The organism is Paraglaciecola sp. 2405UD69-4 (assembly GCF_047525415.1).
In the GTDB taxonomy this organism is placed as follows: domain Bacteria; phylum Pseudomonadota; class Gammaproteobacteria; order Enterobacterales; family Alteromonadaceae; genus Paraglaciecola.
The window spans coordinates 358,551-383,777 of sequence record NZ_JBLIXM010000002.1 but is presented as its reverse complement, the minus strand read 5'-3'; the positions used below and the strand labels follow the sequence as shown (position 1 = coordinate 383,777).

Below are 25,227 nucleotides of genomic sequence, written 5' to 3'. Positions count from 1 at the left end.
AGTTAGGTCACTGGGACGCATGGACGTGGGCTGCTTTGCATTTTAGCCCACATGTCTGTGCCCGTTATTGGAAAGTTAGGTTTTTCTGCAAGTTAAAAGGAGTTTGTATTGAATGAAGTTTCTCAAATATACAGTGCTAATATTAGTTGTTTTAATTATTGGCACAGTACTGTCATACCAGAAAATCATTTCAGGCATATTAATACCACAGTATGTTGACTGGGCTTATGAAACAGAGAGAAAAGGCTTAGAGTTAGGAATTCCGTTAAACTCACGAGAGTTAGCTTTGGCAGCTGATATAGGAATTCAAAAACCAGAGAAGGTCAGGATTGTACATGTTGAGGACGTTCCGTTTCCATACGAAAACTTCGCTTTAAAAACATTAGGTGAAGCACTAGGTTTTATTGGCGAAGGTATCACCAATAATGCTCAGGTTTTCGGGTATTCCATTTATGTTCGTAATGGATATGAATTTAATAGACCAAAATTGGCTCATGAATTGGTTCATGTACTTCAAATCGAAATGTCTAGTCTTGACCAAGTGATAACTCAGCACTTCTCTGACATAGCTAAATTTGGTTACGACAAAGCACCTCTAGAGATAGAAGCTTTTAAAGCAAATAAACAGTATGCAGCTGATTGGTAACTAAACCTTGTGGTATAAAAAACATAACAATCACATTAAGTCTTTAAAGTTTAGAAGAAAGTGAGTGTTTTGCTAATTTTTAGAATGGGTGTCATGATTAGTCGTCGTTCGCTGAAAAGCGCTCTTAAAACTCCAGCTTGGAGCGTCATGTGCGCAAGTTAAATTTGAGGTTAGAAGTATGAAATATGCTCCCATTAAAGATGAGATTGCATTTGATGATTTCGCTAAAATTGATATTCGTGTTGGTCTAATTGTAGATGTTTCTGAAGTAGCAAAATCGGATAAACTCATGAAGCTAACAGTCGACTTTGGTGATCATAAGCGTTCAATATTGGCAGGCATAAAACAAGAGAGAGAAAACCCTAAAGAGATTAAGGGTAAGCAAGCCTTGTTTGTAGTCAACTTACCTGAAAGAAAGATGGCAGGTGAACTCTCTCAAGGAATGTTGTTTGACATTGGCTATGAAGACAAATTGCAACCATGCCTAGCATGCCCAGAGACAGAAATGCCAAATGGCACAAGGGCTGGGTAACGCAACTAACAAACCAAGTCAGCGGGACACTTACACTTAGGCTCCCGTTACTTAGTTCCGTATTTTAGCCCAGATGTATGCGCCCCTTATATAAAAGTTAAGGCTGTAGAAAGCTTCTTTTAGTTTGCTTTTCAACAATCTAAAAAGCACTCAGCTTACGTTTTCAAGCTATTACTTATATTCACCTTTTGATAAACGACTACAAGGTTAGCCACCTAGATCATCGTGGTTGAAATCTATATGCCCAGCATTTTACAACTGTATAAACTACTGTATATAATGATTTTGTTATTACTTAGTTGGGCTCCCAATGCTTAGAAAAATTAAGACCTTACCAGAGAAATACTATCTAGATCATTTTAATGAGATTATTCATTTTCTCACTCAGGAGTGCGCAGATTTATTAGATGAAGCCAGTCAAAAGTTTATAAGGTCTTATCAAGAACTTCCCCATGGGGCTCAATGTATGTTTGTGAGGGTGGTCAATCGTCAGAGTCGTTTTATTAATATAGATAAAATGATTTATAAAGAGATTGAGGAATGCCCACTTCAATTGCAGACCTTGGCTGATAGAGGCTTTCTGGGTAAGTTGAGTTCAAAAGATATTCAAGGGTGGTTAAAGGAATTAACTAAAGAGCAATTGATTGAACTCCTTAGCCGTCATCATGCTGATGCTGTGAAAAAAAGCGCCAGTAAAACAACCATACTAGAGCAGGCTGAACAAGTTTGCTCGATTAATCAGTGGCTTACATCTAAGCTCGCGGATAAATTTTTAGTTAAAAAGTTTGAAGATTATTTGGCATATTTACTTTTTTTATTCTTTGGCGATATTAATAGCGGCCTAAACAAGTTTTCTATGCGTGACTTGGGCGTATTAAGAACACGAACCAAAGATACAAAGTCTAGTGCTAGATTTAACAGTATAGTGCAGGCTAAAAGTGTCTTTTATTACCGTTCTAAAGTAGAAAAAGTAAAACGGAATGAATTAGATTTTAAAGACTATGCGCGGCATAGTAAAGGCGTGTCAGTATACCCAGCTGTTGAAGATGATTGTTTGCAATCTGCAAAGCTTAGGGATGAGTATTTTTACTTATTAGGCAAGCAGTTGTTGAGCATAGACACTCCTTTGGCAATGGAGTTTCTCAGTGCCTCCTCTTACCACAAGGCTCAGGAAAAATGGTTAAGAGAGCTCTATAAAATGGGAGAAAAAGAAAAGGTAAAAGCTGAATTGGAACAGCTCATAGATAACTCCTTAGATGATGCATTATTGCTATTTGCAGAAGATTTTTACCAACGTAAATATCACCAGTCAAAACTAAGTAAACTCACCCAAACGTTACGAGAAGATAGCGTGGAGCTGGTGATAGATGAGCTATATAAAGATAAAGTAGAAATGGGCGTTAAGCAGTATTATCAGCGCCAAGGTGCAATAGCTTTTAGAACCGAAAATCGTTTATTCAATGCTTTATTTGGTCTCACATTTTGGCAAGAATTATATAACCTTCAAGCCGACTCCATAGCCACAGAATTTGACCGAAGACCCAAAATGGTAAAAGACAATACAATTTACCAAGAATTGGGTGAAGCAATTGAACAGCGGCTATTGATGTTTTCAACACCGCAACAAGCAATCTTTTATCTTACTAAAATAGCGACTCAATATTACGGACAACCCAACGGCATGTTCCGCTGGAACGCCAAAATAATGGAAATTATATCTATATTTCTGCATGCCGCTCCTTTACAGGTTGTGGTTAAGCATTTACGAGCCATGGCAAAAAATTATCAGGGTTTGAAGGATGGCTACCCAGATTTAATGATAGTTGAGCAGGGAAAAGTAAGGTTTGAAGAGGTAAAGGCACCCGGCGATTCAATAAGGCCTAACCAATTTGTTACCATGAATGCGCTGCAAGGGGCTGGATTTGATGTGCGAGTCTGTCGTGTTACTTGGAGTGTAGATCCTATGCAGCCATATGTAGTGGTTGATATTGAAACCACAGGCGGCAAACATCCTCAGCACCGTATTACTGAAATAGGAGCAGTAAAAGTAGTAAACGGTGAAGTGGTCGATACATGGACAAGCTTAGTGAACCCTGAACGGCATATTTCAAAATTTATTACCAAGCTAACTGGAATTAATAACAGTATGGTTGCGGACGCACCACTTTTCTGCGAGCTTGCAGATAGGTTTACTGATTTTGTGCAGGGATGTATTTTTGTGGCCCATAACGTTAACTTTGATTATGGATTTATCAAAAAAGAATATCAGCGTATAGAACGAAAATTTAGCATGCCAAAATTGTGTACGGTTAGAGAATCAAGAAAGTATTTTCCTGGGCTAAAATCTTACTCTCTAGCTAATCTGTGTGAGCATTTTGAGATACCCCTTGTCAATCATCATAGAGCCTTGTGTGATGCACAAGCTACAGCACAAATATTGAATTTAGTGAATGAACGTAAGTACGAGTTTTCAGAAGCAATAACGTAAGCTTAACATTACAGAAGTTAGCAAAGTTAACCTTTTGATGGGACGGGGTTTGATTAAAAATCAAAAGAACAACAGGTTATTTGGTTTAGTGATTAGCAGCAAAGATGACTAAGTAAGATAAGCAATCAATCTTAGTCATCTTTAATTTTCTAGCTTCTTAGGTTATTGGCTAGCCTTCGCAATATATTTATCAACTTGTTTAGTTAATATTGGTAGGGGCAGGGCGCCAGTGCCTATTACAACATCATGGAAATCTCTGATATTAAACTTATCGCCTAAAGCTGCTTTTGCTTTTTCTCTAAGATCTAAAATAGTGATCATTCCCAATTTGTAACCTAGTGCTTGCCCAGGGTTAACAAAATAACGCTCGACTTCGGTAACAATATCCCCTTCACTGATAGGAGTGTTATCAAGGAAATACTGAATAGCTTGTTCTCTGGTCCACTTTTTAGCGTGTATGCCTGTATCGGTAACTAAGCGCACAGAGCGCCAAATTTCATCTTGTAGGCGACCAAAGTTATACATAGGATTTTGGTAGAATCCCATCTCTTTTGCTAGCTGCTCTGCATATAAAGCCCAACCTTCGGTATAGGCACCGTAGCCACCAAATTTTCTAAACTTAGGTAAGCCATCTAGCTCTTGGGCAAGGGCGATTTGAAAGTGATGGCCTGGTACACCTTCGTGATAAGTAATGGCAGAAAACACATATTTTTGTAGGTTTTTCATATCTTTTAGGTTGGCATAATATCTACCCGGGCGAGAGCCATCCAAAGACGGTCGATTGTAAAATGCGATACTTGTGCTGTTTTCACGCCAAGGTTCAACCCTTCTAACTTCGAGCGAAGCTTTAGGTAATTTGTTGAAGTATTGGTCGGCTATGGCAAAAATATCTGCAGTACTTTGGCGTGCTTCAGCTAAAAAAGCTTCACGGCCAGCATCGCTGTCTTCATAAAAGTTGTTAGGGTCGCTGCGAACAAAGGCAAAGAACTCTTGTAAGCTACCTTTAAAATTCACCTCTTTCATTATGTCTTTCATTTGGCCATGGATGCGCTCTACATCATTTAAACCAATTTGATGAATTTCATCTGCCGTTAAATCTAAAGTAGTGTGGTACTTGATACGATTTTTGTAGAAGTCTTCACCATTAGGTAAAGACCAAACCCCTTTATTGCCTTTAGCTTGGGTTTGAATTTGTTGTAGTTGAGTGATCAGTTTATCAACGCCTGCTTGAAAAGGGCCAGATATGGCTTGTTCAGCCTCAAGTTCTAATGTCGTTTTTACCACTTGGCTGATATCTAACGCAGCCAATTTAGAGCTAAAGTCTTTATAAAGAATATGCTCGCTTGGCTCTGATACTTTCAAGTTGCTAATGTCTTTAATCATATCTGGAAACGAAAACTCAGGTGTGACCACACCAAATTGAGCTCGGTCAACTAACTGCTTTTGAAATTCGGTAAAAACAGATTCGATACCTTTTAGACGTTGTATATAGGCTTCGGCATCATCAAGGTTGTCAATTTTATGGTTGTTTTGAATAAAGGCTATTTTATCTGTCACTTGGCCATTAAATTGGTCCACGACATAATGGTGGCGATACCAGGGTAAATTGGCAATGGTGCGCTCGCTATTAAAAACAAATAGATCATAACTTAATTGATTAGTTTCATTGAGCTTTTGATAATCGAAATTGGCTTGCAGCCTAGCTAGTTGGTTTTTAATTCGTTGGGCATAGGTGGTGAGATAGTATTGGTCTGAATTATCATCCCACTTTCCATAATCTTCTGTTTTTATTCCTAAGCTAGTTTGATACTCAGGGCTACTTGCCACGTTTTCGTTAAAAATGTCTTCAAAAAATTGAGTTATACGCTCATCTTCAGAAATACTGCTTATTTGTTTACTAGGTGTATTTTCAACCTTAGTCGTGGGCTCATTTACAGCTGGTGAGCAGGCCGATACTAATATTGATAAAGTGAGTATTTTAATAGTGTTTGAGTTGGGTATTACCATGGAGGCTTCCTTGTTTTTATTGAGCAAATTAAAACTAGGGCGGGCAAATAGCAAGTAATTGATTGACTAACCTGATGAGTGGCACTAACAGTAAGATAAAATACATATTTATAGTAATTGTTGGTTATGCGTAACCGATGGCTGTGAGTTAGATATAGCTAAAACAAACTCTTAGCGCAGAGTTTAGCCTTAAAGGTATTTTAGATTATTACTTGGCAATAAAGTCAGTAATTATATGCCTGATAAAAGCGCTTCGTTTGGTTTCTGTGGAATAGCGGTTTCTGCAAAGGTAGAGGGGTTCACTCACCGAATGTTGTAGCTGATGTATTCGTATTTTAGACTGATTATTAAAAGCATTGCTGGCATGCAGAGGTAAAACTGTAAATCCTAAACCGCGACTTACAGGCTCTAAAATTAAACTAACTTGGTTTGAAAAGCCTTTGTGCTTAAATTGTTCTATGTGTTGAAACGTTGAAAAGTTCTTACTAAGCAATAGCTGCGCGTGGTGTGCAGCGTCTGGATGGCTAATAAAACCAAGCTCTATTAATGTTTGCCATGTGACCGATTGGGTATGGTGTGAGGTAATTAGCACTAATGGCTCTAAGGCTATTTGCTCAGAAATAATATCTTGATGCCTACTTTGTTCTGTCACTAATCCTATGTCTATTTTTCTAGCTGCGATGCGAGATTCTATTTCTGAATTAGGGGCAAAGCTATAATCTATAGACAGTCGCGAATGTTGCTGCTGTATGCCTAGTAAATGGGGATAAAGCTTAAGCCCAACACTGCCCGGAGAGGATATTCTTATGGCTCCAACATGAGGGTCGTCTGCTTTTATCGACGACTCTAGCTCTACCATAGAGCTTAATAAAATCTTACCTTCATGGTGAAGTTTGAGCCCAGCTTCAGTTAATGTGAATGACTTACCAGACCTTATTAAAAGGGCCGTACCAAGCTGTTCTTCTAGTTTTTTAATATGCTGGCTTACACCAGATTGAGTCATGTATAAGGCTTCACTTGTTTGTGTGAAGTGTCCTATATCCACCAGCTTACAAAATGTCTGTAACCAAGAAATATTAATCATTACTAAATATACTCATTATTATAAATAATTATAATTTTTTGTAATGTAACACAGGTCATATACTTAAAACATCAAAACAACTGAGGCAATAAGTTATGAGTAAAGCGTATCCAAGAACATTTTCACATATTGGTATTTCGGTACCTAATGTAGAAAAAGCAGTAAAATTTTATACAGAAGTTTTAGGTTGGTATGAAATTATGAAGCCAACTGAAATCATTGAAGATGACAGCCCAATTGGCGAAATGTGTACCGATGTGTTTGGTGCAAAGTGGGAAAAATTCAAAATTGCTCACTTGTCAACTGGGGACCGTATAGGTGTTGAAATTTTCGAATTTAAAAACCAAGAAGATCCTAAAGATAACTTTGAATACTGGAAAACTGGTGTATTTCACTTTTGTGTTCAAGATCCAAATCTTGAAGAGCTGGCAGAAGCGATTGTGGCAGCCGGTGGTAAAAAGCGTATGGAGAAACCCCGTTACTATTACCCTGGTGAAAAGCCGTACCGTATGATTTACATGGAAGACCCGTTTGGAAACATTCTAGAAATATACAGTCATAGTTACGAGTTAACCTACGGTGCTGGTGCATACTAGCGATTGGCTAATTATCGTGTAGGGCGATAATGGGTTAATTATGTTTTAGAAGCAAAGACCCAACTTTTTAAGTTGGGTCTTTTTTAGTAACAACAGTTATAAAACTAATAAGAGTTTAGTCACTGCCAAAAATAAGCTCCCATATACTTGGGCTACGTTTTTTATGGTACCGTTTTTTCAAGGCATCAACTTTTTCTAACTGCTGTTTTGCAGTAGTCATATCACCACTGGTCAAGCTAACTTGTACTAAGTCTAGCTGGGCTTGTACTTCAGTTAAGCCCTGTTGCAATATCTCTTGCCTATCGGATTCAAACTTTACTAATTGCACCGAGGCGACAAGTTGCTTTAACTTGACTATCTTGCTTTCCATAACACTTGGTTTAGTAGCTACCATGGCTTGTTTATAAGCTAAGGCCATTGACTTCATGGTCGCTTCTACATCTGTACTGGCGGTAACATTTTCGCCATTGTTTTGGGCAAACACCTGACTGCCAAGGGAAAGGCTTGCAAAGGCAACCACCAAAATCAGACTTAGCTTTTTCAATAACAACATCTCGGGACTCATTCATTTAAGAAGACGGGGAGTTTAGCACAATAGATGCTTTACGAAATCACAAGAAAATATTCAAAACAATAGCTTTGTACACTCAAGTTTGCGTTCCGAGCTTTATATAAAGTAGAGCTTGGGTATTTGCGGCATTTCCACATAAGTAAAAAACTGTTTATGTTGCTATAACTTACCCGATAAGATTAATATGGCCCTACGAGTATAAATGTTAAAGCCGGGTTCTAAGCACAAGGTTTTGCGTGATATTAATATTGTTTTACGGCTCATGGAGAAAATAATGGAATATTTTAATCTACTGCAAATTATCTTACTACTGGTGATCATACTTGCTTTAATTGGCCAACTTTATGTAGTACAAAAAGGAATGCTAGTTCCTGTAAATTACACCAACAAACAAAAGGTTTTAGCAGGGGTAGTTGCAGCTGCACCAATTGTGGTTTGGGGTGCTATATCCAATAATTATCCGTTGATGATTTTCGGTGTTGTTATTGGTTTTGCCTGTTATAAGAAGAATATATGGTACAAGTTCAAAGTAAAAGGCAGCTGATACAATATCACTGCGGTTATTTTATTCGCTGAAAGAGTGCCACATACAAATTGTTAAAAGTAATCAATAAACCAAGGATATGGATGAACTTTAGATATTTCTCAATGAAACGATTTGTAGTCTTATCGTTGGTATTTAATTTGCCACCAATATTGGCAATTACTAAAGTTGGCTTACTATTTTTGCCGTTTTTGTTTTGGGCAAACCTGCCCGTATTGTGGACGGGTATTGCACAATCAATGGGGCAAACTCACTTCAAAATCCAAGAGTTTGGTGCCTCACCTCAGTCAGTAGTCGCTTATTTGGTTATTATCTCTTTTTGGCTATTATAAGCAGGCCTAGTTACTGCACTTACAAGTAAACAAAATACAGAATAAGTAACAAGTTGTAAGTACGCGAAACTTACTTTTTTTACTTACACTCAAATAGAAGGTTTTAAACAAAAGTAATTGTTTAAGCCTTTATTTAACCTGATTTCTGGATAACAAGCATAGTCAATACTTTGAATTGCCTTAACCAGGCTAACTAATCAATAAACTCGTATCCCTCGGTAAAAATGTAATCAGGGCCTATGTTTATTTTTTCTCTTTAATAGTTAAAAATCTCTAAAAGAAACTTAGTGAAGGCTTAATAGCTATTTAGGTTTTTAGCTAAGAGAATTACAGGCAAAAAAAAGCCTGATAAAAATATCAGGCTTAAAAATGAGAACACACATAAAAACTATATAGTAAGAGGGGCAAACTTAAGATAAGTTCAAAATGTTTTTAATTATTCTTAATAATTTTTTTGTTTGATTAAAGAAGGCCGCGAAGAATAGAAGATTAAATATAGGGAGCCAGTTCATTTAAAATTACATTTTGATACTATTGATTTATGTTTATTGAACTTTGTTACTTATGTCCTTGTTATTATTAAAAAATTGTCACCTATTACTAGATGAGCATTATCATCTAAATATCGAACATTTAGCTATTCAAAGCCACCAGCATACGGTTATTTTAGGACCTAACGGCAGTGGTAAATCTGCTTTAGCAGCGTGTGTTGCAGGCGAGGGGCAATGGCTATCGGGAACCCGTCATTTTAATCACAAGTTAGCATGGGTTTCTGTAGAGCAACAGCAAGCTCTAATAGAAGCAGAAAAACAAAAAGATTGTGCTGATATTCTAGATATTGTTCCTGTTCCCACAACAGTACAAGAAGTGTTATTTGATGGTTCAGACAGTTCAGCTGTTAATGCAACTCTGTTGGCTAGGATCAAGCAAATTTTTTCACTTGAGACTATGTTAGCAAAACCATTTAGGGCTTTGTCTACTGGTGAAACCCGCAAATTGTTATTGGCAAAAGCCTTAATTCTAGAGCCAGAATTACTGATTTTAGATGACCCATGGGATGGTTTGGACGTTAAAACTACTGAGCAGTTGAATCAATTACTCGAAGAGTTATCTAGCAGTACAACTTTGTTATTGGTATTAAACCGAGTCTCTGAAGTGCCAGGGTTTTGTAAACAAGTCATACTTATGGATGCTGGTACTATTGGCTGGCAGGCTGAGGCTAGCGATAATCTACAAGAGCAGTTGCAACACATTACCCAGTTACAACATATGCAGCAGTCAGCTTTGACTTTACCAGGTAAAGATGATGATTGTTTTGCACCACACCCCTTAGAGGAAAACGCACCTTTAGTGAGGTTAACCAACGCAAAAGTTAACTATGGTGATAATGTGGTATTTAGCGGCCTTGATTGGACTGTAATGCCGCAACAACATTGGCAAGTAACAGGGCCAAACGGCTCAGGTAAAACATGCTTGTTGAATTTAATCACAGGGGATCACCCCCAGTGTTATGTAAATGATATTTTTGTATTTGGTTTTCAGCGCGGTAGTGGCGAGAGTATTTGGGAAATCAAACAGTATATAGGTTATTTGTCTAACGCCTTTCACTTAGATTACAAAGTAAATTGTTCAGTGCTTCATGTTGTTATGTCTGGGTATTACAACAGCATAGGCTTATACCAACAACCTTCTGCCAATCAGCTTAGTTTGGCGACCCAATGGTTACAATTAATTGGTTTAGAAGACGTTAAAGATAGGCCTTTCTTTGAGTTGTCATTTGGTGATCAGCGTATGGTTTTAATCGCCAGAGCTATGGTAAAACACCCTAGCTTACTAATCTTAGATGAGCCATGTAATGGGCTTGACGATATCAACCGGTTAAAGGTTTTAGCATTAATTGAGTTGTTAGCCCGAGAAGGCAATACCACTTTATTGTACGTAAACCACCATCAAGAAGATGTGATCCCAAGTATTCAGAACCATTTAGATATGGCTAAGATCTAATCTAGTCAGAAGTGGCCTCATCCATGTTAGCTCTAAAAAAATGAGCCTAAACAGGTTTTAGGCTTGATCTTTAGGTGTTAAAGGCACTGTTGCTTTTTGTATTTTAGAACTTTTATATATGTCTTTAAACAATAATAAGTCTATCACCTTATTTGAAGAGCCTTGATAAAGCCCAATTGGTGCAGCAAAATTTTTAGGGTTTTTAAAGGTTCCAAATATAATGTCAAAAATAGGTAAGTCTGAGTAATTATATTTGTGTACTCCCTGTTGATGATGAACCGAATGGCTTTCTGGTCTTTGAATAAAGTAACCTAGCCACTGAGGTGTACGAATATTAGTGTGCTGAAATATAACCAAAAACATTGTGATGTATAAAAACCAACTTGTTGCTAACGGACTTATACCTACAACAATCGTTAACGCTAAGCTTCCAATAAAAGTAAAACCTATCATATCCATAGGGCTAAGATAAAACGCCCCAAATGTGTCTAGCCTTTCAGCACTATGGTGCATTTGGTGAAACGCCCGCCACAGTCCATTAACCTGGTGTAAGGCGCGATGCCAAATATAAATTAAAAGCTCAAACGCAAACACTGCAACAGCTGCACTCAATGCTGGGTGAAGTTGTTGCAAATTAAAGATTTGAAAGGGTAATAGATACTTGTCCCATAACAAGGGCAGGTAACTAGATAGCAAGAAGTAACACAGAAACACAAATAGCGATTTAGGGATCCAGCCTTTCACTACCTGTTGTTTTTGTGCAGGAGCAATTGCTTCTATGAGTATTAGGAAAATATACATTCCGAGTAAACTTATGGATATTGGGTCTAGTAATATTTCAATTGGGGTTGGCATGTTAACAGTCCTTTGAGAATGTCTAATTTAAATTAAACCTGCCTCTGTAGTCTGCTAAGTAATTTGAAAATAAACATAACGATTAGGTAATGATTGGCTAATTGCTAGATAATTTTTGCCCAAGTGGTTTATTCTGAGTATCTAAATTAATTTAATAGACGAGATTAATTTTGCTACATACCAAGGATGATTATTGTGATTTATCAGTTTAATAATATTGAAGTAGACTGTGTGCAGTTTGTTATTCGGGTACAAGGCGATCCTGTAGCTGTTGAGCCTAAAGTATTCAACTTAATTGCATACCTAGTTCAAAACCGCACTCGAGTCATTTCCCGGGATGAATTGTTTCAGCAGGTTTGGGAAGGGAGATTAGTTTCGGATACTAGCTTAAGTAACCATATTAACATTGCCCGTAAAGTACTTAAGGACAGTAGCGAAGCACAGAGTGTGATTAAAACAGTTAGATCCAGAGGTTATCAGTTTGTTGCCGAGGTACAGCAGCTAGCCACAGATTCTGATAGTACACTTCATACAAATATTCCCCTTGATGATAATGCGCTTGTTGAACAAATTCATACTCAACAGCCCCCTGTAGTATCTGGTAATGGTAAAGCCAAAAAATTATTTTTGCGCAAATATTGGCTAGTACTACTTCTATTTGGTGCTGCATTGGCAGTGGCTTTAATTTGGCTGTTGTTGCCAAGTCAAAGTCATAAATCTGAGTACGAAGAACCATACCTATTAGTTGTACCGTTTACATTGGACAGAGCCAGTGTATTTGCGCCATTATCAGATCAAATATCAAGAGAAGTCATTCAAGGTTTACAGCAACTACCAGGGCTAAAAACTGTACCGGAGCCTTCAGCTTTTGCTTTTAGGGACAACAAGCGTCTTAGCCATATTCAAAATCAGATACCAGATGTCAGCTATTTATTAGATGGTGACTTAAAAGAAGAGCAAAACGGAAGCCTTGAGCTTAGTGTTTCTCTACTGGAGATAAACACAGGCGAGTTAGTTTGGATAAGGAGTTTTAGTTTAGCGCCCATCACAAGCAATTGGCTATCGATACAAAACCAAGTTACCAGTACATTGGTTAAGTCTGTGTCCAGCAGTTTAGTGCCAACTGAGTTGCGCCAAGTAAATAAACCTATCCACTACACGCCAAACTCAGAGGCTTTTGAGTTATATGTTCAAGGTCGGTACCAGCTTTCGCTAATGACTCATGATTCTGTACTTCGAGCTATTGAGTATTTTAATCAAGCCATAGCCCTTGATTTAGGCTTTTAAGCCGCATATTTAGCTAGATCAAATGCTTACCGCATCATGATGGTGGTGTTTGAGATCCCTAAAGAGGTATTTCCAAAGGTTGTATCATCGGCAGTAGATGTGATTTCAATTAATCCTAATTCAGCTCAGGTTATGGCCTCTCTTGGTTTAGCTTATGTGCACGCTTTGCAATGGGAAGATGGGTGGAGAATGCTTTCAAAATCCCATGAAACTAATCCAAACTTGGCCCTAAATTTACTCGGGTTGGTTTTGTATTACTGCGCTATGGGTGAAACTAAGTTAATGATTAACGCCCTAGAGCAGGCAGATAAGTTAGATCCCTTAAATGAAGAAGTAGCAGAGTGGGGCATGTGGGCCCTGATGATGACTAATCAGCTAGACGCTGCAATAAGATGGGGAGAAACAAAAGTTAGCACGCAACCAGGCAAACCTTATCCCATATTAAGTTTGTCCGTTGCATATTACCTAAAAGGTGATTTTGAAGCATCAACCTCATTAGCCGAGAAAGGCGTGGGAATAAATGGCAGAGAGCCTTTGCCTTTGACTTTATTAGCTCAGTCTCTGGCGGCTAAAGGAGACTTTACTGAGGCCGAATCACTTCTCGCTGAGGTTAAAAGCATCAATCAGTATACTTGTCCCTACGAGACTGCTGTTGTTTACAATATGATGGGGCAAACAGAGCGGGTATTTTCTCTTTTAACTCAAGCTGTTGAGTTTCAATCTAATTGTTTAATCTTTGCTAGAAACGACCCTAGGTTTGTCAATTTAAGGCATACTCCAAGCTATCTTGCGATATTAGAAAAAATAGGGTTAGATGATGAAACAATTAACTCTTACAAACACTAAATAAAGTTTTTGCTTAGTTTAAATATGGGCTTACCGTCCACCGTTATCTAAATGCCCCCTTAGTTTGTAATCAGTCATTAAGGTGTTAACTTTACGAGTTAATTTCGCCCTTAAGTATGGAGAAAACAAAATGAAAAAGGTCCTACAAATTGCCGCATTACTATGTGTGGTGAGTATTCCCAATGTTGTTAGTGCAGCTAATTCAAAGCCAAGGGCAAGAGATTTAGGTATTGAGGTAGGGACTATTTCGCCGGGGAAATACAATGCAATAACCGATGTGACGGGTGTAAAGGTAGGGCACTACACAGTTGATATTGGTGAAGACATTCGAACCGGAATAACTGCAATTATTCCATCTGAGCACAATATGTACCGCTTCCCAATACCTGCTGCCATTTATTCGGGGAACGGCTATGGCAAGTTAGTGGGGGCGACTCAGGTACAAGAGCTTGGCGAGATTGAAACACCAATTGCCTTAGGTTGTACTCAGTGTGTTTGGACTGCAGCCAATGCTATTAGTGATTGGTTTTTTGCCACATCGGACACTGGGCAGCACTCGTTAAACCCAATAGTTGGCGAGACTAACGATGGTAAGGTAAATAACATGTGGTCTCCTGATAGTGCCAAAAAGGAATACACTCTAGCTGCATTAAAAGCGGCAAAAGGTGGCCCAGTAGAAGAAGGCAGTGTTGGCGCTGGTAGAGGTACACAAGCTTTTGGTTGGAAAGGCGGTATTGGTACCAGCTCAAGGGTGTTACCAAAAAGCCTTGGTGGCTACACTGTTGGCGTCTTAGTACAAACTAATTTTGGTGGTGATCTTAATATAAATGGCGCACCTGTTGGTCGGGAATTAGGTCAGTATTCCTATAAAACCCAACTCGAAGAAGCAAGCAGAGGAGAAGTTACCATTGATGGCGGCTCTATCATGATGGTGGTTGCCACAGACGCGCCAGTAATGTCTCGAAACCTAGAGCGCATGGCCAAGCGTGCCATGATGGGATTGGGCCGCACCGGCTCTGTTGCACACAATGGCTCTGGGGACTATGTCATTGCTTTTTCTACCAACAAAAAGGTAAGACATATAAGGGGGAATACTGCGCCAAATGTTACGCAAACCTTAAGTAACTCTGCTATGTCTCCTTTGTTTCAAGGGGTTGTAGAGGCCATACAAGAGTCTATTTACAACGCTATGTTAAAGGCTGAAACCGTAACAAGCAGCAGAGGTACATTAGAAGCTATTGATGTAGAAAAGGTAAAAGATATACTTGATAAGTACAAGGTCACACACTTTGATGAGACCTTGTCACCTAATAAACCAACAACATACTAAAGGCTGTTATTGCTCATCTAAATACAGTTTATCGTAGAAGGTATATACCCATTCTGGTCTGTAGATGATAAGCAAGGTAATGGTCATTCCGTTAAACATGGCCTCTGGAAATAGCATTAAAGTGGTTAATATTAGGTAGTTATCTTTGACTGTATACCAGCTGTATATGTCATCTAGATAATAGTAGCCACTTAGGCTTAGCATTTTAAGACCAATGGCCAAAGCCCCAGGAATAAAAGCACACAAAAATATGTAAATAAAAGTATGCCTAGGTAATTTATGAAATGTGAAGCTATATATTCCATAGGTTAATCCGATAGGGGCAAGTACTCCTAATAAGAAGTTTACCCCTAACATATTGATATGCTCTTGGCCTGCTAAGGTTACGCCAATTAACGCTAGGCTAGCACTGAATACTGCCCACCTAAACCCTAGTACTAGGGGCAGGGCAGATAACCATAAAAAGTGCACGCTAAGACCGTCATAAATACCAGCTCTAAACATCCACAGCACAAACAAACTTGCAGCACTTCCAAATACTAAGTGCTGAATTTTTTTGTCTGAGATTAACCTTGAAAAAGTTAGTTTTTTGCCAATGACAAAACTAATCACTAGCGCTAATAGCGCTGCGAATATTTGAATATTGGTAAGCTGAATATGATCCATAAGCATTATTTAAACACTGACCAGATTGGTGCGTGATCTGAAGGTTTCTCTATCCCTCTAATTTCATAATCCACATCTGCTTCTGTAATAGTGCTATGCAATTTAGCTGTGGCTAAAATTAAATCAATCCGTAAACCACGGTTATCGGGAAACCCTTTAGAGCGATAGTCAAACCAACTGTATTTTTCAGCTTCTTCTGGATGTAAATATCTAAAGCCATCGGTGAATCCCCAATCAATAAGTGTATTTAACCACTCACGCTCTTCTGGCAAAAAGCTACATTTTTTGGTTTGTAACCAACGTTTGCGGTTTGGTTCACCTATGCCTATATCTAAATCAGTATGGGAGATATTCACATCGCCCATAACTATTACATTATCTTCTGGGGTGTGATTGTCGTTTAAATAGCCCATTAAATCTTGATAAAACTTACGTTTAGCAGGGTATTTGGTTTCGTGGTTTTGATTCTCACCTTGGGGGAAGTAACCATTTAGCACACGTACGGTTTCTCCATTCTCCATTGGGTAATCGACCATTATCATTCGTCTTTGAGCTTCTTCATCATCGCTTGGGAAACCATATTGCACCGCTAGAGCTGGCTTTTTACATAACATAGCCACACCGTAATGGGCTTTTTGACCATGAAAATAAACCTGATAACCCATGGCTTCAACGTCAGCAACTGGAAACTGTTCGTTGTGTACTTTGATTTCTTGTAAGCCAATTATGTCAGGTTGATGTTTGTCTATAAGTGCTTGTAGTTGATGTAAGCGCGCACGAATGCCGTTTATATTAAAAGAAATTACTTTCATGAAATTAGGTGTCCACAGAATAAATTAGGTTATAAGTTTGACGATATTATCGCTTTAAAAAAAAGGTGTACTCTAACAAAGAAAAACAAGATCCTAAACGCCTTGCTTAGTTTGATAGTAAACAACCGGTTAGAGGCGTAATTATTTGGTTCCCCATACTTTTGCCACTGCTCGGTTGGTGCCAAGTGAGCCAACGATAACTGCGACAAATCCTACGGTAAAAAACACAATTATGGGTACTAGCGCACCAATTGATATCTCTGAGTAAAAGGCTGATACAGCGGATACACCAGACAAAAACATAAAAAGGTAGCCTAGTACATTGAGTGCTAATCGGTGTGAGGGTTTATAGTTTGGCGGCTCTTGACCCACTTCAAAGAATTTTAAAATTGGCCAAAATAGCTTTGTAAGCATTGCTTTCATAGATGTTTATTAATCTTATTTTAAGAATAGGTGAGGCATTGAGTCTATGATAACAAATTTATTTGGCTGATATTAGCTTGCCAATTCTGTAATATGCCAAAGTTCGCCTGCAGGTCCCCATAAGTAAAATACCTGGCCCCAGCTTTGTTGAGATATAGGTTCAAATTTAACATTAATATTTTGTATATTAGAAACTAAATCAAATGCTTGGTTTATATCTAACACTATGAGTTGAAACATGAGGTTTGTTGCCAATTCTACATTATAAAAATTTTGTAAAAAGAAGCTGCATTCACCCTTGCTAAATAAAGATAAATCATCGGATACGTAATCCATTTTAAACCCTAAGGCTTGGTAAAATAATTTGGATTCTTGATAGTTTTTACTGGGGATAAAGGCTCTTATATCATCAACTTTCATTGTGGTGGGTCTTATTCGCTTCGAACAGAGTACAGATGCTAATACTTTACAACAGAGGTTGCCGTAAGTGTATTGAATATAAAAGGTAGGGGCCTTGGTTTTCAGGCTGTGGTGTAACTTTTGTAATAAAGCCACTCATACATAAGGTGCCCAACAAAAGCTGAACACCTAATAAACTTGTCTTTAGCACAAAAACTTAATGCATTTCAGTGCCTATTCCACTTAATACTTGCACTTGGTGAATGTCGGTATCGCCTTTAATCACTTTTTGTATAGCGTCTTGAACTAAGGTTCGCATACCATCTTCCATTGCTTGCTCTTTTAGCTGTGCCACTGAAGCGCCTTTGTAGACTAAGCTACGTAATTTACTACTCATGGATAATAATTCATGTACCCCAGTTCGGCCTTTATAGCCTGTGTTGTCACATTCTGTACAACCTTTAGCATGATGTATGTGAGTGTCAGCATTAATACCTAGCTCATGGAAATATTGCTGGCCATATTGGCGTTTGATATAGGCAAGTTCAGTATCGCTTATCTTCTGTTTTTGTTTACAGTGTGGGCATAGCACCCGCACTAAACGTTGCGCTAATATACCTAAACAAGCATCAGAAAAATTAACGGGATCCATTCCAAGATCTAACAAGCGTGTAATGGTTTCTGGGGCAGAGTTGGTATGTAAGGTAGATAATACTAAGTGACCCGTTAATGAGGCTTCAATACCGGCACTGGCAGTTTCTTTGTCTCGCATTTCACCAATGAGGATCACATCAGGGTCGGCACGTAAAAAAGAGCGCAAAGCATTGGCAAAGGTAAAACCAATCTTAGGGTTTACTTGCACTTGCTGTAGGCGGTATTGCTTTATTTCTACTGGATCTTCTGCCGTCCAAATCTTCTTATCTGGGGTGTTCAAGTGGTTTAGTATGGCATGTAATGTTGTAGTTTTACCTGAGCCGGTAGGGCCAACAACCAGTAATATTCCGTGTGGAATAGACACTAAACTTTTTAACTTTTGTACATTGCGACCCGCTAGGTTTATTTGGTCTAAAGGTAAAACATCTCCACTAGGTAATACTCGAAGTACCACACCTTCACCCACAACTGTTGGAATGGTGGCAACACGTACATCTACTTTTTTACCAGATACATTAAAGGTTAACTTGCCATCTTGGGGGATTCGCTTTTCTGCAATGTTGAGGCCTGCCATGATTTTTATTCTTGATACCAGTGCATTGTGATGAGACTCTGGCACTTGGTTCAAATCTCTTACTATGCCATCGACCCGCATTCTGATTAGGGTAGGGCTGCCATCTTCTGGATCAATATGTATGTCAGAAGCGTTTAAGCGTTTTGCTTCGTACAGTACACTTGAAACTAAACGCACTATGGCTGGTTCGTCTTCTCCGACAAATTCTTCGGTTTTATCAGCTTTACCTTCTGAGGTATGGATTTCACCTAAAATATCATCAAATTCACTGCGAGTTTCAGTTTCTGTGGACTCTCCTAAATACTGAAAAATCTTGTTTGGTAAGCTAAAGGCTAATTGATAATTATCTGTGCCGAGTGCGTTTTCTATTTCCATTAATAGCGCAGTATTGTTTGGTTCAAACATTAAGATGATGATTTGCCCTCTATCATCTTTAACTATGGCCACCATATTATGCTTTAGGTATTCATTGTTTAGTTTTACTTCGGTATGAGACGCGTGATACTGGGTAGGTAGATAGGCAATATACTGGGTTTGATAGTAAATCGACAAAGCCTCTGCTACTTGCTCTTCTGTAATGTCATATTCTGTTGTTAATAAATAGGTAGCATATTTAATATTTGAGCTAGTAGACAGATTATTCAGTATTTTTGGCTCAAGTAACCCCTTGTGAACTAGGTATTCGAAAGGCTTTGAAGTCCCACCTAATTCATATTGGTAGGCTTCACCTAAGATATCGCTTATACCTAAAGCTAACTCTAAATCATTGCTATCAAAGTCACCTGTTTCTTTATTTAGTATCTCTAATACACCTAATAGAATACCTTTGTGTTTGATAGGTACGCACAAAATGTTACTGGTTTTAAAACGTATTAATCGGTCGTATTTTTTGTCAAATTGTAATTTAGAGTGAATGCTTTTGATGGACTCTTGGTCGTATGGGTCGTTTATTACAACAGGTTGTTGAGCCATTGCAACGTACCCAGCTATTGACTGAGTATTTAAGGGCACTTTAATTTCTCGCGGTTGTGAGCCAGTTTTATGTCTAGCCACTAAATCTCTGTTACGAGTGCGTCTTTGAAAAAGAGATAACCGCTGGGCATTGAATGCCGCTAAAATTAGCGGTTCAATATCAGAAAAGGCCGTTTCGAGGTTAGGGTATTGATGTACTGTTGCATGGATACTTTCAATTAAATTAGATCGCAATGACTCGTTTAACATAAGAAGGTCGCTTAATGAGATTATCGTTAAATTTATTAATGCTACTGACTGCTTGTAACAATTAGGTTTAGTGCTCTAAGGCCAAAAGTCGCTCAACTGTTAAAGTTTAGGCTGAGCGTGGTTCATCTGTCACTAGATAAGGCTTAGTGGTAGGACTATTAAAAGCAGTTTTCTTATCATTAGATGATTTAATGTTCTTATAATCATAAACTTGTATGTTGTTGTGGCCTAGGGTATGGGCTGTTTCTAAAGCAAATAATGCCTGTAAAATAATTTCATCAACATCAATGATATTGCCTGGTTGAAACTCGGAAATACCTATACTTAAGGTGATTTTTTCTGAATCATCAACACCAGAGACACTATTTTTAATATCCGCTTGGTCAATAAGTTGTGCCATTTTTCCAGTAAAAGCGACAGCTTCTTTGGTGGGAACGTTAGAAGCAATTAACGCAAACTTGTTGTCGTCAAATACTGTCATGTACTCTCCACCTCTATGGGTAGCATTACTTAAAACTTCTGCAATTTTTTGCATGGTTTTTTGCGTTTTCTCTTGCCCATAGTGATTACGATACTCGTTAAAAAAATCAACTTCTAATATGGCTAAACTTAAATTATTGCCCACACGTTTGGCTCGTCTAATTTTTTCATCCAGCATTAAGTCGAAAAAACGTCTGTTATAAATATTAGTCGCGATATCAATAAACGAATTATTTTCAAGTTTAGCCCGTATTTGTTTATTTTCTTTAAGCTCTTTCGCAAGGATTTGGCTAGAAGCCACTGCGGTATTGTAAACACGATTAACACCGAACGTAATGGCCACTAACAGACTGGTAAATACACCTAAGCTAATAGTTAACTCTTGTGCATAAGGGGCTGAAAAATATACCAAAGCACCACTAAATGACAGGACAAGGGGGATAGTTACCGCAATAATTGTTTGTCTAGAGCTAAGGTTTGACATAACTAAACATGCTACTTGCATTGCCATGATAATGGTAACGGTGAGTGTTAGGTCAGGTGTTTGTAAAAATGCCACATAGCTATAAGCCGCCGCAAAAACCAATGTATATAAAAGGTTGATTACGACGTAAATATTAGCCCATTTCGAAATGTTACGATTAGTCTCATTCACCTTACTGTTGTACATCGCTTTGAGGATAAAGCTAATTATAAATACTGATATAAACCCAGCACCCCAGTTATAAAGTAATTGAGTATCTATAATAGGTTGTACTGAATATATGAGTGCGGCAGCAGCTAAGATGTGCACAAATATAATAGAAGTTAAGGCGCTATATAATTTGGTAACCCTTGACTGAGTCGTTTCTTTGTCTGCAAGTTTTGTCATAATTTTACCGTTATCTGTAATAAGTAGATTTATATACTGTTATGCGTTGCCTTTTCCTTTCTAATGAGGAGCTACAAAGTAAACGTCAAAGTTGTCTGTGATTTAACAATAAAACAATTTCTTACATAGTACAGTGTGTGGATTCATACCCTTTTATTGCTTTCAATAAGCTAACCTTGTGATGTGACAGTTAATTTTTTCGGGTTTAATAATTACCATTTATGATTGTTTAGCCTTTATACAACGCCAATATTGATGGGCCCTTAGCTGGTTGTTTATTAAGGGGGTGTCTTATTGGTTTTGAGTTGCTGAAAACATTTATTGAGTGTTATAGCGTTACCCTTTTGGGTATATTTTTTATGACGCAGTCACTAATAACCCTAGCTCATTAATATTTTATCTTTAAAGAGTTCCGCAAGGGCTTATTCACGCCGCTTATAGTTAACATATCTTTAGCTACCCTGACTTAGGTCAGTTTTTTGTGTATAAAAACTATACAAGTACAGCTTGGCAGCCTTTACTTGTATAGGGGAAAGGTATTTTCGGTCTATCTCGTTGATGAAAATATTCACACGTTAAAGGTTATTTGACTAAGGATAAAAATATGACTGTTTCAGAGCTACAACCCGAAATGATAGAAAGTGACTTAGAGCAAAAAGTACGTACTCATTTAGCGTCAGTTGGACTGACTGGCATAAAAAAAATTTTCTACAATCCAAGTTTTGATGACTTGTTCATAGCTGAAACTGATCCGAAGTTAAGCGGATTTGAAAAAGGCACGCTGACCGATTCTGGCGCTGTAAATGTTGATACAGGTATGTATACCGGTCGCTCTCCTAAAGATAAGTTTATTGTTAAAGATGACACCACTAAAGATACAGTTTGGTGGACTACCAAAGAAAATGGCAATGACAATAAACCCATCAATATGGAAACTTGGGAGCACTTAAAGGGCATTAGCCAAAAACAGCTGTCTAATAGTGATTTGTATGTGGTGGATGCAATTTGTGGGGCCAACGAAAATACTGCATTAAAGGTTAGGTTTGTGATGCAAGTGGCATGGCAAGCACACTTTGTGAAAAACATGTTCATTCGCCCAACAGAACAGCAGTTAGATGGCTTTGAACCTGACTTTGTAGTGATGAACGCATCTAAAACCTCTGATCCTGATTTTAAAAAATTCGGAACTAATTCCGAAACCTTTGTTGCTTTCAACATGACAGAAAAAATGCAACTTATCGGTGGTACTTGGTATGGCGGTGAAATGAAAAAGGGTATGTTTTCAATGATGAACTACTTTTTACCACTGCAAGGTATCGCATCAATGCATTGCTCGGCAAACGTATCTAAAGATGATGATACCGCTATTTTCTTTGGCTTGTCTGGTACAGGTAAAACCACGCTTTCGGCGGATCCTAATCGTGCTTTGATAGGTGATGATGAACATGGCTGGGATGATGATGGAGTTTTTAACTTTGAAGGGGGCTGTTACGCCAAAACCATAGACTTGGACCCTAATAAAGAACCTGAGATTTATAATGCTATTCGCCGTAATGCTTTACTTGAAAATGTGGTGGTAAATAATGGAGTACCAGATTATTTTGATAATTCAAGAACCGAAAACACCCGAGTCTCGTATCCAATAGAACATATTGAAAATCGCGTTAAGGGAGTAAGTAAGGCAGGGCATGCGAAAAAAGTTATCTTTTTAACCGCTGATGCATTTGGTGTGTTTCCACCTGTATCTAGGCTAAGCAGTCAACAAGCCAAGTATCACTATTTATCTGGATTTACTGCTAAGTTGGCAGGAACAGAGTTAGGGGTTAATCATCCTACACCTACATTTTCTTCATGTTTTGGGCAGGCGTTTTTAAGTGTACACCCTACACAGTATGCTGAAGTGTTAGAAAAGCGAATGGGAAACTCAGGCGCGACGGCTTACTTAGTCAATACAGGTTGGAATGGTACTGGTAAGCGTATTAGCTTGGCAGATACTCGAGCCATTATTGATGCCATTTTAAGTGGAGAAGTAGAAAAGGCCGAATGTAAAACCATGCCATATTTTGATATAGAATTTCCGACATCTCTCACTGGTGTAGATAGCAAGATACTGGACCCAACTAGTACTTACGAAGACCCAAGTGAGTGGGATACAAAAGCCCAAGAGTTAGCTAAATTGTTTATCGAAAACTTTAAAAAATTTACAGATAACGAAGAAGGCAAAGCATTAACTTTATCAGGCCCACATTTATAATTTATTTAGGCTATACTTTCAAAGTTGATACCCAACCATCAACTGTTAAGCCAACAGAATTTATTTGAATTCCGTTGGCTTTTTTTTATTCGTATTTCTTGGGTATGTGATTATATTGATTGTTCGGGGGGCGTTGATAAGATGTTTTGTTTACCTCTGGTAATGTCACGCTAGGGTACTGCACCGCCTGATATTCAATTTTAGATAACATATGGTCAATACAGTTTAACCTAGCAGCTTTTTTATCATCGGCATCAACAACATACCAAGGGCTGTGCTTAGTATCTGTGTATTCAAACATCAAGTCTTTCGCCTTAGAGTATTCTGCCCATTTACTTCGAGACACTAAGTCCATATCAGAGAATTTCCAGCGTTTTAATGGATTTGTTAGCCTTTCTTGAAATCGTTTTTCTTGCTCTTCATCTGAAACTGAAAACCAGTATTTAATAAGGGTGATCCCCGAATCCATTAGCATGTTTTCAAAGGCAGGGCAGGTGTGAAGAAAATTTTGATATTGCTGCTCAGTGCAAAACCCCATTACTTTTTCTACTCCGGCACGGTTGTACCAACTTCTGTCGAAAAGCACTATTTCACCAGCAGCAGGTAAGTGGGCTACATAACGTTGAAAGTACCACTGAGTGGTTTCTCGCTCGGTGGGCTTACTAAGCGCCGCTATGCGCACAACCCTAGGATTCAATTTAGCGGTTATCGCTTTTATTGCTCCACCTTTACCAGCGGCATCTCTGCCTTCGAAGATAACCACTACCTTTTGGCCAGTCTGTTGTACCCATTCTTGCAGGTGTGCAAGTTCAATTTGTAGTTTAGCAAGATGTTTTTGGTAATTAGATTTCTTCATGATGAACTTTTTACCTTAATAATCGATTTAGAAATCATAGACTAAAGCTCTTAAAGACAGGCATCAAGAAAAGTTAGTTTATATTAGGTTTAGCGGTAAACTTCACTTTTTAAACAAAGTAATGGCACTTAAATGTTCAAAGGCTTTCTTTAGCGATTGTGAGTAAAACTGCTCTTGAAACATATGGGGTGAGCTGAATTTAGATTACTCGGTTAATATTGATTCTTAAACTTGATGACAGGCATAAAAAAAATCCTGTGATCGTAATCACAGGATTTTTAATTTTATTACCCAAAGTGTTAAGTAAATATTCTTAACTGATAGGGTGTAGGCTAATACTAGCCGTTTTTACTAATTTCTACGTTTAACTCTAGTCATTGCGACTAATGCTATAAATAGAATACTTAATGCGCCTGGAGCAGGTACAGAGGCAGTTTTACTGTCGACATCATCAAGAGTGTAGTTCACACCTAAGAATGAATTTTCTAGTAAATTGACTTCTAAATCAAAAGTACTAGTGCCGGCTGTCAAAGCTTCCAAAGCGAAAGAGATGTAATATTCCCCATTTATTGAATCAAAAAAGTCTAGATAGCCTATACCTAAGCCCGTAGAGTTTGCTGCAACTGCAAAAATTGAAAAGAAACCAGCGTTTGGTATATCAGTATCTTCAGAGTCATCTACAAAACTAAAGATATTTGTATCAAAAACGAAATCGAAATCAAATCCGTCTATAGAGTCTGTAAAGTTTGCGAGCAAAGTAACATTAAGTATGTCGTTTGGTGCTAACTCTGTTTTATCCAAGTTTATTTCGATTAAATTTGCATTAGCTTGAAACCCAAGTAAACACAAACACATTAATATAATTTTACCTATTTTCATTTTTATATCCTTTTAA

General features: G+C 38.1%; 23 protein-coding genes. 11 read left to right on the top strand and 12 right to left on the bottom strand.

All coding sequences use genetic code 11. The features are described from left to right. Positions 1-112: 112 nt before the first annotated feature. From ACMUMK_RS08235 to ACMUMK_RS08225, 3 genes are all read left to right on the top strand, one after another. Positions 113-646: a hypothetical protein gene (locus ACMUMK_RS08235; RefSeq protein WP_414700651.1), complete on the top strand. Its 534-nt coding sequence runs from the start codon at positions 113-115 to the stop codon at positions 644-646. A gap of 178 nt (positions 647-824) precedes the next feature. Then, a complete protein-coding gene (locus ACMUMK_RS08230; protein WP_414700650.1) occupies positions 825-1,178 on the top strand; it encodes a tRNA-binding protein in 354 nt (117 codons plus the stop codon). A 310-nt stretch (positions 1,179-1,488) separates the two neighbouring features. Further along, entirely contained in the window at positions 1,489-3,666 is a 2,178-nt protein-coding gene (locus tag ACMUMK_RS08225) for an exonuclease domain-containing protein (RefSeq protein WP_414700649.1), read from the top strand. 162 nt (positions 3,667-3,828) lie between these two features. Here the strand turns inward: ACMUMK_RS08225 and ACMUMK_RS08220 are convergent, their stop codons facing one another. Both ACMUMK_RS08220 and ACMUMK_RS08215 read right to left on the bottom strand, forming a co-directional pair. After that, entirely contained in the window at positions 3,829-5,673 is a 1,845-nt protein-coding gene (locus ACMUMK_RS08220; RefSeq protein WP_414700648.1) for a DUF885 domain-containing protein, read from the bottom strand. Between the two features lie 208 nt (positions 5,674-5,881). Next, positions 5,882-6,757: a LysR family transcriptional regulator gene (locus tag ACMUMK_RS08215; RefSeq protein ID WP_414700647.1), complete on the bottom strand. Its 876-nt coding sequence runs from the start codon at positions 6,755-6,757 to the stop codon at positions 5,882-5,884. Positions 6,758-6,852: 95 nt separating this feature from the next. Here ACMUMK_RS08215 and ACMUMK_RS08210 point away from each other — a divergent pair, with 95 nt between their 5' ends. Beyond that, positions 6,853-7,353 (top strand): lactoylglutathione lyase family protein, encoded by a 501-nt coding sequence (locus ACMUMK_RS08210; protein ID WP_414700646.1) that lies wholly within the window; start codon positions 6,853-6,855, stop codon positions 7,351-7,353. A gap of 115 nt (positions 7,354-7,468) precedes the next feature. On the opposite strand, the gene ACMUMK_RS08205 is transcribed toward ACMUMK_RS08210, so the two are convergent. Then, the gene (locus ACMUMK_RS08205) at positions 7,469-7,906 is read right to left on the bottom strand and encodes a cytochrome b562 (RefSeq protein ID WP_414700645.1); all 438 of its coding nucleotides are present in this window, start codon (positions 7,904-7,906) and stop codon (positions 7,469-7,471) included. Between the two features lie 292 nt (positions 7,907-8,198). Here ACMUMK_RS08205 and ACMUMK_RS08200 point away from each other — a divergent pair, with 292 nt between their 5' ends. From ACMUMK_RS08200 to modF, 3 genes are all read left to right on the top strand, one after another. Then, complete coding sequence (locus ACMUMK_RS08200) at positions 8,199-8,468, top strand: hypothetical protein (protein ID WP_414700644.1); 270 nt, start codon at positions 8,199-8,201, stop codon at positions 8,466-8,468. 83 nt (positions 8,469-8,551) lie between these two features. Further along, positions 8,552-8,800 (top strand): hypothetical protein, encoded by a 249-nt coding sequence (locus tag ACMUMK_RS08195; protein ID WP_414700643.1) that lies wholly within the window; start codon positions 8,552-8,554, stop codon positions 8,798-8,800. A gap of 564 nt (positions 8,801-9,364) precedes the next feature. Next, complete coding sequence (gene modF, locus ACMUMK_RS08190) at positions 9,365-10,804, top strand: molybdate ABC transporter ATP-binding protein ModF (RefSeq protein WP_414700642.1); 1,440 nt, start codon at positions 9,365-9,367, stop codon at positions 10,802-10,804. Between the two features lie 57 nt (positions 10,805-10,861). On the opposite strand, the gene ACMUMK_RS08185 is transcribed toward modF, so the two are convergent. Further along, the gene (locus ACMUMK_RS08185) at positions 10,862-11,659 is read right to left on the bottom strand and encodes a sterol desaturase family protein (RefSeq protein ID WP_414700641.1); all 798 of its coding nucleotides are present in this window, start codon (positions 11,657-11,659) and stop codon (positions 10,862-10,864) included. A 195-nt stretch (positions 11,660-11,854) separates the two neighbouring features. Between ACMUMK_RS08185 and ACMUMK_RS08180 the strand changes: the two genes are divergently transcribed. The 3 genes from ACMUMK_RS08180 to ACMUMK_RS08170 all read left to right on the top strand — a co-directional run bounded on the left by ACMUMK_RS08180 (position 11,855) and on the right by ACMUMK_RS08170 (position 15,122). Further along, positions 11,855-12,946 carry a winged helix-turn-helix domain-containing protein gene (locus tag ACMUMK_RS08180; protein ID WP_414700640.1) on the top strand — a complete coding sequence of 364 codons (1,092 nt, stop codon included), beginning with the start codon at positions 11,855-11,857 and terminating at the stop codon, positions 12,944-12,946. 36 nt (positions 12,947-12,982) lie between these two features. Continuing rightward, the gene (locus tag ACMUMK_RS08175; protein WP_414700639.1) at positions 12,983-13,792 is read left to right on the top strand and encodes a tetratricopeptide repeat protein; all 810 of its coding nucleotides are present in this window, start codon (positions 12,983-12,985) and stop codon (positions 13,790-13,792) included. 130 nt (positions 13,793-13,922) lie between these two features. Further along, positions 13,923-15,122 (top strand): P1 family peptidase, encoded by a 1,200-nt coding sequence (locus tag ACMUMK_RS08170; RefSeq protein WP_414700638.1) that lies wholly within the window; start codon positions 13,923-13,925, stop codon positions 15,120-15,122. A 6-nt stretch (positions 15,123-15,128) separates the two neighbouring features. On the opposite strand, the gene ACMUMK_RS08165 is transcribed toward ACMUMK_RS08170, so the two are convergent. The 6 genes from ACMUMK_RS08165 to ACMUMK_RS08140 form a co-directional block, all read right to left on the bottom strand. After that, the gene (locus ACMUMK_RS08165) at positions 15,129-15,788 is read right to left on the bottom strand and encodes an energy-coupling factor ABC transporter permease (protein ID WP_414700637.1); all 660 of its coding nucleotides are present in this window, start codon (positions 15,786-15,788) and stop codon (positions 15,129-15,131) included. A 5-nt stretch (positions 15,789-15,793) separates the two neighbouring features. Then, positions 15,794-16,600: an exodeoxyribonuclease III gene (xthA, locus tag ACMUMK_RS08160; protein ID WP_414700636.1), complete on the bottom strand. Its 807-nt coding sequence runs from the start codon at positions 16,598-16,600 to the stop codon at positions 15,794-15,796. A gap of 141 nt (positions 16,601-16,741) precedes the next feature. Beyond that, entirely contained in the window at positions 16,742-16,903 is a 162-nt protein-coding gene (locus ACMUMK_RS08155) for a hypothetical protein (RefSeq protein ID WP_414700635.1), read from the bottom strand. A 192-nt stretch (positions 16,904-17,095) separates the two neighbouring features. Then, the gene (locus tag ACMUMK_RS08150) at positions 17,096-17,443 is read right to left on the bottom strand and encodes a lactoylglutathione lyase (protein WP_414700634.1); all 348 of its coding nucleotides are present in this window, start codon (positions 17,441-17,443) and stop codon (positions 17,096-17,098) included. Between the two features lie 196 nt (positions 17,444-17,639). Next, positions 17,640-19,871: an ATPase, T2SS/T4P/T4SS family gene (locus ACMUMK_RS08145; RefSeq protein WP_414700633.1), complete on the bottom strand. Its 2,232-nt coding sequence runs from the start codon at positions 19,869-19,871 to the stop codon at positions 17,640-17,642. Positions 19,872-19,977: 106 nt separating this feature from the next. Continuing rightward, a complete protein-coding gene (locus tag ACMUMK_RS08140) occupies positions 19,978-21,222 on the bottom strand; it encodes a GGDEF domain-containing protein (RefSeq protein ID WP_414700632.1) in 1,245 nt (414 codons plus the stop codon). Positions 21,223-21,853: 631 nt separating this feature from the next. Between ACMUMK_RS08140 and pckA the strand changes: the two genes are divergently transcribed. Next, positions 21,854-23,476: a phosphoenolpyruvate carboxykinase (ATP) gene (gene pckA, locus ACMUMK_RS08135; RefSeq protein ID WP_414701388.1), complete on the top strand. Its 1,623-nt coding sequence runs from the start codon at positions 21,854-21,856 to the stop codon at positions 23,474-23,476. A gap of 85 nt (positions 23,477-23,561) precedes the next feature. On the opposite strand, the gene ppk2 is transcribed toward pckA, so the two are convergent. After that, positions 23,562-24,332, bottom strand: coding sequence for a polyphosphate kinase 2 (ppk2, locus tag ACMUMK_RS08130; protein WP_414700631.1), 771 nt, complete (start codon positions 24,330-24,332; stop codon positions 23,562-23,564). 351 nt (positions 24,333-24,683) lie between these two features. Further along, the gene (locus tag ACMUMK_RS08125) at positions 24,684-25,211 is read right to left on the bottom strand and encodes a hypothetical protein (RefSeq protein ID WP_414700630.1); all 528 of its coding nucleotides are present in this window, start codon (positions 25,209-25,211) and stop codon (positions 24,684-24,686) included. Positions 25,212-25,227 lie beyond the last annotated feature (16 nt).

Excerpts from the sequence above, each read along its gene's own strand:
- ACMUMK_RS08235 (WP_414700651.1), top strand. The coding sequence starts at position 113 with ATGAAGTTTCTCAAATATACAGTGCTAATATTAGTTGTTTTAATTATT.
- ACMUMK_RS08210 (WP_414700646.1), top strand. The coding sequence starts at position 6,853 with ATGAGTAAAGCGTATCCAAGAACATTTTCACATATTGGTATTTCGGTA.
- ppk2 (WP_414700631.1), bottom strand. The coding sequence starts at position 24,332 with ATGAAGAAATCTAATTACCAAAAACATCTTGCTAAACTACAAATTGAA.
- ACMUMK_RS08195 (WP_414700643.1), top strand. The coding sequence starts at position 8,552 with ATGAACTTTAGATATTTCTCAATGAAACGATTTGTAGTCTTATCGTTG.
- ACMUMK_RS08215 (WP_414700647.1), bottom strand. The coding sequence starts at position 6,757 with ATGATTAATATTTCTTGGTTACAGACATTTTGTAAGCTGGTGGATATA.
- ACMUMK_RS08200 (WP_414700644.1), top strand. The coding sequence starts at position 8,199 with ATGGAATATTTTAATCTACTGCAAATTATCTTACTACTGGTGATCATA.
- ACMUMK_RS08155 (WP_414700635.1), bottom strand. The coding sequence starts at position 16,903 with ATGTTTTTGTCTGGTGTATCCGCTGTATCAGCCTTTTACTCAGAGATA.
- ACMUMK_RS08185 (WP_414700641.1), bottom strand. The coding sequence starts at position 11,659 with ATGCCAACCCCAATTGAAATATTACTAGACCCAATATCCATAAGTTTA.
- pckA (WP_414701388.1), top strand. The coding sequence starts at position 21,854 with ATGATAGAAAGTGACTTAGAGCAAAAAGTACGTACTCATTTAGCGTCA.
- modF (WP_414700642.1), top strand. The coding sequence starts at position 9,365 with ATGTCCTTGTTATTATTAAAAAATTGTCACCTATTACTAGATGAGCAT.
- ACMUMK_RS08230 (WP_414700650.1), top strand. The coding sequence starts at position 825 with ATGAAATATGCTCCCATTAAAGATGAGATTGCATTTGATGATTTCGCT.
- ACMUMK_RS08145 (WP_414700633.1), bottom strand. The coding sequence starts at position 19,871 with ATGTTAAACGAGTCATTGCGATCTAATTTAATTGAAAGTATCCATGCA.
- ACMUMK_RS08225 (WP_414700649.1), top strand. The coding sequence starts at position 1,489 with ATGCTTAGAAAAATTAAGACCTTACCAGAGAAATACTATCTAGATCAT.
- ACMUMK_RS08175 (WP_414700639.1), top strand. The coding sequence starts at position 12,983 with ATGATGGTGGTGTTTGAGATCCCTAAAGAGGTATTTCCAAAGGTTGTA.
- ACMUMK_RS08220 (WP_414700648.1), bottom strand. The coding sequence starts at position 5,673 with ATGGTAATACCCAACTCAAACACTATTAAAATACTCACTTTATCAATA.
- ACMUMK_RS08165 (WP_414700637.1), bottom strand. The coding sequence starts at position 15,788 with ATGGATCATATTCAGCTTACCAATATTCAAATATTCGCAGCGCTATTA.
- ACMUMK_RS08170 (WP_414700638.1), top strand. The coding sequence starts at position 13,923 with ATGAAAAAGGTCCTACAAATTGCCGCATTACTATGTGTGGTGAGTATT.
- ACMUMK_RS08205 (WP_414700645.1), bottom strand. The coding sequence starts at position 7,906 with ATGTTGTTATTGAAAAAGCTAAGTCTGATTTTGGTGGTTGCCTTTGCA.
- ACMUMK_RS08140 (WP_414700632.1), bottom strand. The coding sequence starts at position 21,222 with ATGACAAAACTTGCAGACAAAGAAACGACTCAGTCAAGGGTTACCAAA.
- ACMUMK_RS08125 (WP_414700630.1), bottom strand. The coding sequence starts at position 25,211 with ATGAAAATAGGTAAAATTATATTAATGTGTTTGTGTTTACTTGGGTTT.
- ACMUMK_RS08150 (WP_414700634.1), bottom strand. The coding sequence starts at position 17,443 with ATGAAAGTTGATGATATAAGAGCCTTTATCCCCAGTAAAAACTATCAA.
- xthA (WP_414700636.1), bottom strand. The coding sequence starts at position 16,600 with ATGAAAGTAATTTCTTTTAATATAAACGGCATTCGTGCGCGCTTACAT.